The 13534-nt window shown below is 46.2% G+C and carries 10 protein-coding genes; 8 read left to right on the forward strand and 2 right to left on the reverse strand.

The window, feature by feature from the left end; all coding sequences use genetic code 11:
* Positions 1-11 precede the first annotated feature (11 nt).
* A complete protein-coding gene (locus tag ACX0G9_RS16855; RefSeq protein WP_459066107.1) occupies positions 12-932 on the reverse strand; it encodes a T9SS type A sorting domain-containing protein in 921 nt (306 codons plus the stop codon).
* 212 nt (positions 933-1144) lie between these two features.
* Entirely contained in the window at positions 1145-3106 is a 1962-nt protein-coding gene (locus ACX0G9_RS16860) for a right-handed parallel beta-helix repeat-containing protein (protein ID WP_459066108.1), read from the reverse strand.
* 335 nt (positions 3107-3441) lie between these two features.
* Between ACX0G9_RS16860 and ACX0G9_RS16865 the strand changes: the two genes are divergently transcribed.
* The 8 genes from ACX0G9_RS16865 to ACX0G9_RS16900 form a co-directional block, all read left to right on the forward strand.
* A complete protein-coding gene (locus ACX0G9_RS16865) occupies positions 3442-4809 on the forward strand; it encodes an exopolysaccharide biosynthesis polyprenyl glycosylphosphotransferase (RefSeq protein ID WP_459066109.1) in 1368 nt (455 codons plus the stop codon).
* 92 nt (positions 4810-4901) lie between these two features.
* Complete coding sequence (locus ACX0G9_RS16870) at positions 4902-5693, forward strand: polysaccharide biosynthesis/export family protein (RefSeq protein ID WP_459066110.1); 792 nt, start codon at positions 4902-4904, stop codon at positions 5691-5693.
* Positions 5694-5708: 15 nt separating this feature from the next.
* Positions 5709-8063 (forward strand): GumC family protein, encoded by a 2355-nt coding sequence (locus ACX0G9_RS16875; RefSeq protein WP_459066111.1) that lies wholly within the window; start codon positions 5709-5711, stop codon positions 8061-8063.
* Complete coding sequence (locus ACX0G9_RS16880; RefSeq protein ID WP_459066112.1) at positions 8060-9421, forward strand: lipopolysaccharide biosynthesis protein; 1362 nt, start codon at positions 8060-8062, stop codon at positions 9419-9421. Before ACX0G9_RS16875 ends, ACX0G9_RS16880 begins: the two co-directional genes overlap by 4 nt.
* A gap of 12 nt (positions 9422-9433) precedes the next feature.
* Positions 9434-10369 (forward strand): hypothetical protein, encoded by a 936-nt coding sequence (locus tag ACX0G9_RS16885; RefSeq protein ID WP_459066113.1) that lies wholly within the window; start codon positions 9434-9436, stop codon positions 10367-10369.
* Positions 10370-10395: 26 nt separating this feature from the next.
* Positions 10396-11724: a hypothetical protein gene (locus ACX0G9_RS16890; protein WP_459066114.1), complete on the forward strand. Its 1329-nt coding sequence runs from the start codon at positions 10396-10398 to the stop codon at positions 11722-11724.
* Positions 11717-12673 carry a glycosyltransferase family 2 protein gene (locus ACX0G9_RS16895; RefSeq protein WP_459066115.1) on the forward strand — a complete coding sequence of 319 codons (957 nt, stop codon included), beginning with the start codon at positions 11717-11719 and terminating at the stop codon, positions 12671-12673. The genes ACX0G9_RS16890 and ACX0G9_RS16895 overlap by 8 nt, the downstream gene beginning before the upstream one ends.
* A 20-nt stretch (positions 12674-12693) precedes the next feature.
* On the forward strand, positions 12694-13534 hold an 841-nt coding region (locus ACX0G9_RS16900; RefSeq protein ID WP_459066116.1), incomplete at its 3' end, for a glycosyltransferase family 4 protein.

Consider the following 13534-nt stretch of genomic DNA (forward strand, 5'->3'; position numbering starts at 1 on the left):
TCGCATTGTAACTACCGGATCAGGAAAGTCTTCACGGAACTCCGGAGTTTCCGGGAATCCGTTGCACGGGCAAAATAGGCTCCTGCCGTTAGTTTATGGGAGAAATTAATCCTGGCCAGATTGATATTGGAAAAATTATTTCTTTGCACCAGGTGGCCATCGGCGGCAATGATCTCCACCTTCCAGTCCCCCGGGTCCGTAAAGGCAATTTGAATAAAATCCGTTGCCGGGTTGGGATAAAGTGTCATGCCCCTGCCCGGGTCATTGCCGATCGTCGCAAATGGATCCGGTTTGGTAGTCAAAGAATCTTCTCCTGCCGTATACAGATAGGTGAGGGAAAATCGGGTGGTATCCAGGATGGCAGCGCTATAATAATAGCCCAGTTTATTAGCACTGTTCACGTTCGACCAGGTAACGGCCGAATATTTCAGTAGAAATTCTCCCGTACCCGTATAGGAATCAAAATGATCTGTGATACTATCCGTATGATTATACTTATCAAGGAGGATATACGGATCTTGTGACTGCCGGTTACCCGGATCCAGGGAAAAAGATCCGATCGTATGGTCCGAGGTGCTATCATATGGAGTGGCAATGGCCCCATCATTGATCTTGTCTTCCCGTCCCATCTTTACAATATAAGTATCGGGTAGACTATCTGCATTCCGAAGGGTGTATTGATATTGGGACGATATCTGTGTTTTGATCCGGACCGCCACCAATTTACCTGATCGCGAATCCCATTGGGGGAAACTTACCGTATGTTTGTCATTTCCCGTCCCTGAAACCAGGGTATCATAGGTTCGGCTGAGCAGCGTATGTATGGTTCCGTCGCCGGAACCGGTCTGACCGGCAGATGAAAAATGCAGTATTATTCCCACGCAGAGACCCAGCACCATTTTTTGCGGGAAGGACCCATCACCGTTTTTCATAGTTCGCCGAATTAATTGGATAATTCTTATTACTTATCAATTGGATTGTACGTTTAAGCCCATTTCCAATAGATTTTATTTCGCGTGAATGGTTCATAGGCACAAACCTCATGCCATAAGCCTAAATATTCTATTATTATAATAAAATATATTTATCGCATCAGTGAAAAAACAGCAAAAAAAGGTTCATCTATCCGATAATACACATTCCATCATTTTTTAAACAACAAAACCGAGGAAAAAGGAGCCAGTTTGATTTCTCCCTTGTAAGTCTTTCCGGAAAGATCTGCGTAGGTTCCATTCAAGTTTAAGGTTCTGACAGTTTTGTCTTTATTGAATTCAAACAGGGCAGGGCCGACGGGTGTGCTTACCCTGGAATTCTTGTCTTTACCGAATCCCGACTTCCATTGATCCAGGCTACCCCTGGACTGGGTCTGATTGCCACCGGCCGGCCGGGTTACGACCCGGAAAAAATTCCCTCCTCCGCCGGAGGAAAGCTGCGCATAATTGTTGTCTTCGAATTCGGCATATGACGAGACCTCTCCCGAAACAGCCGAACTTAAGATCAATACGGTCTGCTCGCCTGTTCTGGCAACGAGGGTATTTTGTATAATCCTGTTATTGCGCAAGGTGCCTTTGACGAGTGGGTGCCGTAAAGCAAGCTGAAATCCATTGTCATACAAGGTATTTTCTTTTACGATTACCTCATGGGCATCCTGCAGAAAGATCCCTCCCGTACAACGGCTGACTGTATTGCCGGTCACCGCGAGCATACCGCTATTCTCGTCCAGGTAGATCCCATTGGCAATTCCCGGTTGCTTTCCGTCCGTACCCCCGGGGGCCGTAATCCCATCCAGAACGATATTGCCGACAATGGTCCCTGTATTCCTTTGGATACCGGAATCGATATCCCCCGACCATGTATAAATCCCACCCCCGTCATCTTTGACAAAGGCGAATGCCCTGACTACATTATTCAGGATGGTATTTGAACTACCCAGGAAAAAGATAGGGACATACCCAGTCGTATCGACCTGGTTATACTGTACGGTATTGCCGGTCCCCGCCACATGGATACCCAGATAGGATTGTTCCCCGGTTCCCATTCCGGGGATCGTACCGGTCCGTGAGATCTTATTATCCCCGACCAGGGAACCCGTTCCGCGGATATCAATTGCATTGTTATTGGAATTACGGATTTCCACATTCCCGATAGTGATTCGATCTGTCTGCAACCCTTTGATGGCATTTAATCCGGCAAAAGAAATACGGCAATGGGTTATGCTGATGTTGTCTGCATTAGTAAGATTAAAGACATCGAGATTACTGCCCAGGAAAAAAAGACCGTCAAAAACAAGATAATGTTTATTTTTTATCACAACCAGGGTGTCAACGCTGCTGGCCCTGATCTCGGCTCCCGAAGGATCTTCACTGCCATAATAAAGGCTCATGGTCCTGGCATTTGGATCATAATACCATTCTCCTTTCTGGTCCAGGGTACGGATATCATTTTGTATAAAATAACCGAACTTATCCGTTGGTTCATAATAATTTCCTGATTTATAATTGATTGTATTCCCGGATTGGGAAACGATCTTGCTTTTATCAATAATGAACCGGTTTTTTCGCATGACGATCTCGGCCCCCGTCCAATCCGGCCCGTTTCCCAGATTGTCATCACTGATCGATTGTTTTTTTACATGGCTTTGAATGGTTGCAAATCCCCCATTCGACTCCCCTGCATTGGGGCTCCTGCCCATAGGTATTGCGTTCCCGTCAATAGTCAGCATATTCACACTCATACCACAATCGCCACAGGGAGCACGCCAAATCCCCTTCCCAACGGATGTCCAGTTGGTCAATCCTGAAAAACCGCTAATGACGGGAAGTGGCCCGTTCCCGAAGGCAGCCAACACGATCGGATTGCCGGCAGTCCCTGATTGCGTTATCCGCAGGGTCCCTTTAAAAACATCCCCCCGTTTAAACAAAACCGAATCCCCGGGCAGCAGGTTTGAAAAACAGGCATTTAATTTGCTTAGCGTCTTCCAGGGTGTCGCCGCCTGTTGAGCTTGTGCCACAGTTCGGGAATCGTCACCGTCACGGGAAGAAAAGTAATAAGAATTTGCACGGCCGGAAACAGCCCCCAATAGGAATATTAAATATAATAGCCTCATTTATAGAAGGTTAATTAGAATAAATTTTAAGAAAATAAAAGAAAAATGTGCAAACAAATAAAGAATTTCACCTATTTTAACTACCTTGCAGTCCCAAATCCATCCCAATATCGACAAGATATTAATACTCGAATAAGTACCGAACAAGAAGGTTGACTGCCATCGAATCCCGAATATCCTCAGAAACTACCTCTTTTGTTGTTAAAACTAAGTTATTCCCTTAATACCGACCACTTTCGTCCGGACTAATGTCCGAACAAGGAATCGTTTGCCCATTTTGGGAAAGAATAAGAATGTGCTTTAACAATGTGCAAAAACCTTAAAAGTTATACTTGATGAGATTGAGACCCAGAGAAATTCATCTTCTCATCCTTTCGATCGATTTGATTATTCTTAACCTGAGCTTTTTTCTGGTAAGAATATTTTTCGATAAAGGAGATCCAGGTTGCCTTAAACAATTGTTGGTAATTTTAAATTTGGGCTATGTAGTCATTAGCCCCATTTTTGTGGAAGACCTTAAAAATTTAAAGATAGACTTCCCAAAAATGTCCCGGTCCATGGTCACCCGTTTTGTTTATTATTTTGCGTTTACAACATTGGCGCTGATGGTCTTTGGTAAAGCGGGCTGCCCGAAGAAGTTGTTTTTGACCACGATCGCCATTTTTTTCCTTTTGAAATACGCTATATCGTCCTGGTACTTTTTCTACTATTCCTTTAAAACTCATTTATATCTTAAACCTACGGTTATCATCGGAAATAATGTATTGGGCAACAAATTGCAGGATTATTTCCTGCATAATAAACACCTCGGCATTAAACCCCTTGGTCTTCTCTCTGAGGCCCCTACCCAACCCGGAGACAGGAATGTGATCGGATCGGTGGATGAATTTCAAAAGATCTTTGATAACTTACCCTTCGAAGACGCTTTTATCACCATCCCCCTCCACAAAGCAGACATGATAGCGAACCTTATCGCCGTAGCGGAAAGGAATGGAGTACGTACACATCTGATTCCCAATTACATGGGCAAACATAAGCTCACGTTTAAGGTGGGGAAAATCGGCGATATCCCGTTGCTGGAAATGCGTACCTTTCCTTTGGATATTTATTCCAACCGTTTCCTGAAAAGGGCCTTTGATATTCTCTTCTCCATTGTGATGATCGTCCTGCTTTTCCCACTGGGAGTATTGATAGCCCTGGCCATAAAACTGACAAGCAAGGGCCCTGCATTTTTCCAGACCTATCGTCTGGGAGTCACCGGGAAACCCTTTAAAATTTATAAGTTCAGGACCATGCGGTTTGATCCCTCTTCGGCCTCCGAGGCTCAATCGACAGTAAAGAACGATCAGCGGATTACACCGATAGGAAAGATCCTCCGAAAACTTAGCTTCGACGAACTTCCGCAATTACTGAATGTCCTGACCAACGACATGTCAGTCGTCGGCCCAAGACCTCACCGTATCAATCTGAACAAAGACCTTCAGCAAAAAATGGGTCATTATATGATGCGGCACACGATAAAACCCGGTATCACCGGATGGGCCCAGGTCAAAGGCTGGAGAGGGCCCACCAAAACAAAGATGCAATATTGGGGGAGAACGCTCCATGACCTATGGTATATCGAAAACTGGAGCTTTGGGCTTGATCTCTACATCGTCATTCTCACTGCTTTTGGAAAAAAATCTAAGAAAAATGCTTTTTAATCACCCTTAAAAACATTTAACCCCCGGTTTATGCCCCATATATACGGAAACAAACCTTAAATATTTATTTTTATACTGATTATTTTTATATAATGAAAAAACACAACCCCCTAACCCTGCTGGTCTTCCTGTATGCGCTCTTTTTTATTCCGGCATTCACCTCCTGCACTTCCGCTAAAAAACTAACGTATTTGCAGGACGTTACTCCCGACCAAACACTCAGGGGATTGCCAAAACCACCTCCGCCTTACAAGATCAGGGTAAAGGATAATCTGTTCGTCAGTATTAACTCCCAGGATCCGGAGATGAACAAACTTATAGATCCTTCCAGCGGGGCCCAAATCGCCTCCAACTTCGAAGTACCGGCCTTAAAAGCGGTGAATGGGAATTTAGTGCAGGCCGATGGCACCATTGATCTCCCTATGCTGGGAAAAGTCAAAGTGGAGGGAAAGACCATCAGCGAGGCCGAAGACCAGATTAAAGTCTCGGCCAAAGAATTCCTGAAAGAAGTGACGGTCAAAGTGCGGGTATTGTCTTATAAGATTACCGTTCTTGGAGAAGTGAAGACCCCGGGGATCTATTACAACTATAATAATTATGTCACGGTCCTCGATGCCATCAGTCTTGCGCAGGGAACGACGGATTTCGCCAAATTGCAGGACGTGCTCGTGCTCAGGAATACCGTTGAAGGGACGAAGACCTTCTCGCTGAACCTGAACAGTAAATCGTCGCTCGCATCGGGCGGGTTTTACCTTCAGCCCGACGACGTGGTTCTACTTCAACCCGGAAAAAATAAGGGAATTCAGCAAAAGTTACCCTTCGCAGGCGTGATCGTCGGATCCCTTACCGCCATTTTGCTCCTCTTAAATTATTTGCACAAATAAACTAATAAACCAAGCATGGAGACTTATAAAAATACGCATCCCTCCGGTCCCGGCGAGAAACAGATCTTTATTAACAAGGCTATGATCTTCCCAGCCATCTTACGGAACTGGTACTGGTTTATTCTGGCGGCTGCCCTTGGATTGACCTTAGCCCTGGGTTTTAATAAATATTTTCATGGAAGTTATAAGAGCTCCATGACCCTGCTGCTCAAGAACGTTCCCCACCAGTCTACGTTGAACTCAACGATGGACAACCTGGATATAAAGGAGAAGACCGTTAATATTCAGGACGAACAATCCGTTGTTTCTGCCTATAGCCTTCAATTGAAGACGCTTCAGGACCTCGACTGGAAAACATCCGTGTACAAAAAACTCATCATCGGTAAACAAGACCTCTATAAAAACGAGCCTTTCGTGGTAACGCTTTCCACCGGAAAGGAACAGGCCAGGGAGGTTCCGGTCACGATCCACATATTACCCGGCGGCGACTATACAGCACAATGCGATTATCAATCCAAAACCGCTGATTCGCTGGTGGGTATAAAGTTCAGTGAAAAAGGCGCCTTCGGAAAACCGTTCGACAATACCTGGTTTCACTTTACCCTGGACCCGGCCGTCCCGGGGAGCGTGCCTGAAGCAGGAATCGACTACCTTCTTGTCATTAATAATATCGCCGGATTAGCCATCGACTATCAGGGCCAGCTGGCTGTTAAGATAGCGGCTCCTGAAAGCAATGTGCTCACCGTCGAACTGAAAGGCCCGAACGTACAGCGGAATGTGGACTATCTGAATGGGTTGGGTGAAACGTATCGTAAGTTCGGCCTGGACCAAAAGAATCAATCGGCGATCAATACTATGCAATTCATCCGCAATCAGATCGCCGGAGTCGCCGATTCACTCCAGCTCTCGAGCAATCGTTTTACAAACTTCAAAACGAATAATAAAGTCGTCGATCTGAGCCAGGAAGGTACCCTTATCCTGCAAAAAGCGGAAGAGGTGGATAAAAAGGTAAATACACTAAAGCTGAAGATCAACTATTACAATGAACTGAACAATCACCTGAACAGCGAAGATGACTTAAAAAGTTTTGTCGCCCCTTCCATCGGCGACCCTGATCCTGAATTGGTCAACCTTGTTCAAAAACAAGCACAGCAATACAGTGTGCGGAAAACCCTTTCCCTTACCGCCCAGGCCCGCAATCCCAAGCTTATAGAAGTCAACAATGATATTGAATTAACACAGCAGCTGATAAAAAAGACGGTTGGCAGCCTGCTCTCCAACGCCCAATTCGAATTGAACAGCCTGGAGCAGCAAAAAGCCCAGACCAATACCCGGCTAACGGCTATTCCCCAGACGGAAAGAGCCTTTATGGATGTCAAACGGGGTTTCGATATCAATAGCCAGCTCTATAATTTTTTATTGCAGAAAAGAGCGGAAGCCGGCATAGCCCTGGCCTCCAACAATCCGGATGCGCAAATACTGGATGCCGCCACCCCCATGACCACGGAACCAATAGGGCTGAAGCCGATCGTCAATCTGGCCATCGGTATCCTTCTTGGTATCGTGCTGACTCTTGGGATCATCCTGCTCCGGCTCTACACGGATAAAAAACTGAAAGATCAGGAAGGCGTGCGGCAATCGCTGCACCTGTCCGTTGCCGGCAGTATATATCATAACAAAACAGGATCGGAGCTGCCAGTATTACAATACCCGAACTCGGAAATTACGGAAGCCTTTCGCGATCTGCGGGCAAATTTGCGTCTCCTGCTGAAAGACCGGCCTACCGCTCAGCCTGGCGCAATACTGGCAGTCCATTCCGTCAGCCGGGCAGAAGGTAAATCCTTTATTGCCGCAAACATTTCGGCTATCCTTTCCCTGAGTGGCAAAAAAGTATTGTTACTGGATCTGGACAAAAAAACCCCCCGTCCGGAAAGCCTTGGCAGCACGCCTGCCATCAAAAGCCTGGGGCACTACCTGAACGGGAAGGCCTCCCTCACAGAAATCCTGTCCGACACGCAAGTGCCGGGACTATCTTTCATAAAAGCAGGGAACCCGGATACCCGTCTGGCCGAATTAATGGATTCCCCTCAGATGGATAAATTTATGAAGGAAGCCCAGGCATTCTTTGATTTCATCGTAATCGACAATTCGCCCATCGGGATCCTGAGCGATGCAAAAACGATAGCCTCCTATGCGGACATAAACCTGTTCGTATTGAGGATCGGTTTCAGCACCAGGAAAAATTTGGGCTATATCAACCGGACCGCCGAAGAAGAGACGGTCCCCAACATGGTCGTTGTCCTCAACGATGTCCCCGCTGGGCGGGGACAGCAAAAAAAAGAAGGTTATTTTAATGAATCCGTATCATGATCTATCTCGCAAAAATTAAGGGCCGGCTTTTCGGAGGTCACGAACGAACCAGCAAGGCGAATAAGAATATTCTCTTTTCCTTTCTTATCAAAGGAGGAAGCATCGCCTGTTCTTTCGCCCTGGTTCCCCTGACCCTGCATTACCTGGATAAAGAGCGTTATGGTATCTGGCTTACCATGAGCTCCCTGGTAGGCTGGTTCAGCTTCTTCGATATAGGGATCGGCAACGGGTTACGAAACAAACTTTCCGAAGCGCTCGCCAAAGGCGACCGGGAGATGGCAAAGGTGTACGTGAGTACTTCCTATGCCTGTGTGACGGCCATTTTTCTTACCCTGATGGTGTTGTTCTGGATTATTACCCCTCTGCTGAACTGGTCCCGGGTTCTTAATACCTCACCGGACCTGGCGGAAGAGTTGGGTAAGATTATGCTGATAGTACTATCGTTTTTTTGCCTTCAATTTATCATGAACCTGATCGGCAATATATTATTTGCTCATCAGGAACCGGCGCTGAACAACCTGATCAATCCACTGGCCAATTTCCTGTCTCTGATAACGATTTTTATACTAACCCGCACCACAAGCGGTTCCTTGTTCTGGGTTTCCATCGTTTTCAGTGCATCACCGGTCGTGGTTTTACTGGTATTTAATTTGCTTTTTTTGGGAGGTAAGTTCAGGGATATCGCTCCTTCCTGGAAACACGTTCGATTTTCACACTCCAAAGCGCTCTTCGGTCTCGGACTGCAGTTTTTTATCATCCAGATCGCTTTCCTGGTGATCTATTCCAGTGCAAACATCATCCTCACCCAATTATTCGGTCCCCAGGTAGTAACAGTATACAATGTTGCCTATAAGTATTTTACGATCGTCCTGATGATCAATGGTATCATCACGGCCACGTATTGGTCGGCCTTTACCGATGCCTATACCCGTAAAGAATTCACCTGGATCAACCATACCATCCGGAAACTGGAAACGATCACGTATTTTCTCATGGGAATGGTCGTTCTGTCTACCCTGGTCGCCGGCCCCCTGTTCCGTCTCTGGTTGGGAGATGTAGTACAGGTACCGGTTTCCATGCGGATCGTCATGTGTCTGTATGCCCTGATCAGCCTTATTGCCGCTCCTCAGCATATTTTTTTGAACGGCACGGGTAAAGTTAGACTTCAATTGTATACGGCGATCTTCAGCATCATTATGACGATCCCGCTTGCTTTATTTTTTTGCAAGACCCTGCACCTCGGACCCGAAGGAGTGGTGCTGGCTATGACCTGTACGACGCTTCCGGTTTCGGTTCTTTATAAAATCCAGTATTCGCGTATAATCAATGGGAACGCAAAAGGAATGTGGAACAAATAAATCTAAAGAACTATGTCTAAAAAGAACGTTACCATATCGAAAATCATCCTTTACAAGGGTTATGGCCTGCTGGGACGTACCTTCCGGATGTTGTTTTCCGCTTTTTTCCCCAAAAAGCTCAATCCTGAAAAAGAAGTCTCCGATCTCAACCTTCTTTTATTTACCGGCCAGAAAGGCGCGAAGATGCTAAAGGCGGCCTTGTTCTCGATCTATAACAGCTGGGAAAAAGTTCCTATGCTGACCATCGTTACAGATGGCACGCCCATCGCCATTATACAAGATCAGATGGGCTTCTGGCCTTACCCCTATAAGGTGAAGACCTGGGAGGAGTCAGCTGCCTTTCATCAGGAAAAGGGAAGGAAATCCCTGATCGAATTTTCCCAAAACAGTGCGTATGCCCGCAAATTACTGGTCGTCCTTGCCGAGGCGGAAATGCATCCGGTACTTTATTGCGATACGGATATCCTTTGGTTCGGCGAACCCCGTTTGCCTGTTAGGACAAACGGATTCACCATGCGGATCTCCATGGACAATGAGCATTGTTATCATATGCCGATCTTACGGTATCTCGACCGGTTGAATCTGCTGGACAAGCCGCCTATAAATTCGGGGATCATTTATCTTTCGGGCTCTCCTTATGACCATTATAAGGATTTCGATCAACTGATGGACATGGTAAAGATATTTCATGAAGGATTTGCAGAGCAGACGACTTTTGCCCTGATGGCAGACCGGCTGGGAGATACCTGGACCCTTGACGAAGTGATCATCAGTACCAGGGATCTCTACTGGCCGCTGATCCCGGCCTATTTATCGTCGGGCAAACAATTTGCAAGGCATCATGTGATGACCAAACATTCCTGGTTCTGGCGGGACGCCCTATATCTTCTTTTATTCAAAGGAAAAACACGCAGACAGGCTGTGACGGAGCAAAAGGTGCCAGGATAGACCTCAAGCAAACAAGAGAAATGCACATGCAATACAGCTCCCCATATAAGGACCAGATCGATCAGAAGGATCAACAATTTCAGAAGGATCAAAAATTCCAGACCCGGATAGATCAGGCAACCATGTTCCTGCTGATCGCCAATACGGCCAATTCCTTCTTTTATCTTTCGATAGAGATGTTGTCCATGTCCTTTGTCACGCTGCTCGTGCTGTTGTATTTCAAAAAGGGTACCAGTGCCCGGTTAAACAATTATTTCTATTTGTATATCGGTGTATTGGCCATCCTGCAGATTGCCCAATGTCTCGTTTATCATGCCTTTCCGGTCAAAACATTTCTCGGGGAATATCTTCGCATCGCCCTGGCCATGGTGGCCATCCGTATATTGGGGGACGCGTTCTTTGACCGCTTTATCCGGTTTGTATATGTGTTCGCAGTGATCAGCCTGTGTTTTTTTATACCCTGTATGCTTTTTAAAGGGTTGATCCCCCCTCTTACCAACCTGGCCGGTTTTTTTAAGGCCCCCTTTGCCAGAGCAGGCTACGATTTTTATAACGATTCGGGCAGCCTGATCATCTTTAACCTCAGCCAGATCGATATTAACCGGAACTCCGGGTTCTATTGGGAGCCCGGCACCCATGGGGGGTTCTTGATCCTGGCCCTTTTTATCAATTTGTTTTACCGTAAGGATAAATGGAAATCCAGGACCAATCTGATCTTTGTCATTTGTATCCTGACCACCCTGTCTACCACCACCTATCTGGCGCTGTTTTTTGTCATTCTCGTCTATTTAAGGAATTTTTTCTTTCAAAGACCTGCGATTTCAATTTTCATCCTGCTGGTGGTTGCAGGCCTTTCCCTGGCATTATATACCAAGCTGGATTTCCTGAACGAAAAGATCAACAAACAAATCGAATATTCGAATAAAGGCGTGCCCGGGGAAAGCCGGTTCAACAGTTTCCTTGCGGACATGCGGCTGATGAAGGACCATGAGGTGATCGGCACCGGCCGCAATATTGAGATGAAGCTCGGAGAGAAATATTACAACCTGAAATTTAAGACTATTCACCGCAATAATGGAATGGGCATTCTGCTGAGCACCTACGGCATCCTCTTTTTTATTCTCTTTTTCTATCTCGTCTGGAAGACTTTTTACAAGATCCTTCAAAACAAGACCAATGCCTGGATGGCCGTGGTGCTCTTAGGCCTTATCGGGTTTTCTGAAGATTATTTCTTCAAAGCTTTTTTTATCGGTCTCGCCTTGTATTGCGGTATAACGATCATTCCCCTGAATAAAAAAAGAAGGAGCCGATCAGCAAAAATGAAACTGGGGAAAAACACCATTACTTATGAATAAAGATTTTCGGCTAATGGAAACAGCTATAAAAATAGGTGCGCTTATTCCGACCTTCAACCGGGTGAAAAGTTTGCAGAACTGTCTTCAATGTCTGAAAGAACAGGATTTTAAGGGCAACCTGGTGCCGATTGTGATCGTGGATGGGTCAACGGATGGCACCCTGGACATGCTGGAAAAGGAGTTCCCCAGAGCCGTCGTGGTCAAAGGGGATGGTAACTGGTGGTATACAAAATGTATCAATGAAGGGATCAAAATGGCCATCTTATTGCAGTGCAATTTTGTCCTGACACTGAATGACGATCTGAATTTCGATGCGGATTATGTAAGCATACTTCTAAGGGATTATGACCGGGGTGGGCCTGGATCTGTCATAGGGTCCATCTCCCTCAGCCTGGGCCTGCCCCACATCATCACCTTCTCCGGTGTTTCAAAGATCAATTATACCCTGAAAGAATCCAATTATATCCCTAAATTCTCTATTCTATCCGAAGCGGCCCTCGCCGATCTTAAGAAAGAAACGTTTCCCGGCAGGAAGAAAGTGCCCCTTCCTGGTCTTAAGCCATCGATCGTACTATCCGGACGGGGCATCCTGTATCCTATTACCATTTTTGACCAGTTGGGGCTTTATGATGAAAATCTGGTCCAGTACAGCTCCGAGACGGATTTTACCTACCGGGCCTCCAAAAATGGAATACCCGTATATATCTCTTTTAATGCCGTGGTGTATGAAAATGTACAACTGACCTCTGCCGGAGCGGTCTATAATAATCCATCCTTAAAAACCCTGTATAAAAGTTTTAAGAACGTCTATTCGATCAATTCCTTCCGGAAGATCCGGTATTATTCCATCAAACACAGGGGAGGCCTTTCCGGCAACCTGATCGCCCTCTTACGTACCATGGGCGTCCTTAAAAATTATGTACAACTTAAATTAAAAAATAAGGGATGAATCCTCATAAAAATGAACGGATGAAAATTCTTTTCCTATCCCATCACTGGACCAACAATTCCCATCATTCCCTGCACAGCGGATTCCAGCGGATCGTGGCCTTTGCCGCTGAACGTCATGAGGTGACCCTGGTTACCTGGGGGAACGAAGTCGCCGATTACCAGGATGGACTCGTCCGGGTCATTACCGTTACCGGCGCCCGCAAAGATTTCCTGTTTTCAAAAAGGAGGGCCATATCGTCCAAGGGTCGTGAACTGGAAGGTAAATTCGATGTCGTACATTCCCTTTATTCTGATTGCACTTTTTCTCTTGCCCCCGGGTCCTTTACCGTAACCTTTCATGTCCTTCCCGGAGTGGTCAGGTATAAGTCCGTCAAACAAAAACTTTTTCTGTTTATTAAATATAATTTCATTCAAAAAAGGGCGTTGCGCAGGGCGAAAAACATTGCCGTCGTTTCCCGGAACCTCCTGTCCCGGATTCCAGAAAGATACCAATCAAAGGCTTGGTTTATTCCCCACGGCATCGACACCGATTTCTGGGACCCTGCCCTGGCCATAGCGCAAAATTCTTTTGCCGGAAAGGATTATATCCTTTGCGTTGGCTCTCATGGATTGGACAGGGAACTCCTTATGGAGTTTATCACCGCGAACCCTTCCCGGCAATTTGTATTCGTCGGATTAAAAGAGAAACTGAATACCTTCCCGAATGTGCACTATTTATACCATGTACCGGATGCGGGGCTAAGGGACCTGTATGCCTCCGCAACCCTGATGATCCGGCCCCTGCTTTTCGCCACTGCCAATAATTCCATCCTGGAAGCGCTGTCGATGGGTAAGACGATCCTGGTCAACCGCATTCCGG

This window comes from Flavitalea flava (assembly GCF_054461575.1).